Annotated in this window: 1 protein-coding gene; it reads left to right on the top strand. The window is 31.1% G+C overall.

Annotation, left to right across the window (positions count from 1 at the left end):
- Window positions 1-235, top strand: a 235-nt coding sequence (locus CD135_RS12370) for a transposase (RefSeq protein ID WP_180991121.1), incomplete at both ends; no start/stop codon positions are given.

Here is a 235-nt window from a genome sequence, read left to right as displayed (position 1 = left end):
ATGAATTTGTAACTAAGTATGAAAATAATCCTAAGTATTCAGAAGCTTTAAATATATTAGATCAGGGCTTCGAAGATGCCACACAGTTTTATAGATTTCCAGCACAACACCATAAGAATATACGAACTACTAACTCTATTGAAAATATAAATATGCAGCTTAGAAAAAGAGAGAAAGTCATTAAGACTTTCCCTAACCTAGACTCAGCTTTTAGATTAATTGGTGCATTACTCAT

Origin of the sequence: Mammaliicoccus lentus (genome assembly GCF_002902755.1) — a bacterium.
Lineage (GTDB): Bacteria > Bacillota > Bacilli > Staphylococcales > Staphylococcaceae > Mammaliicoccus > Mammaliicoccus lentus.
Note: the sequence above shows the minus strand (reverse complement) of the source record. Positions and strands in the feature narration are given on the sequence as shown.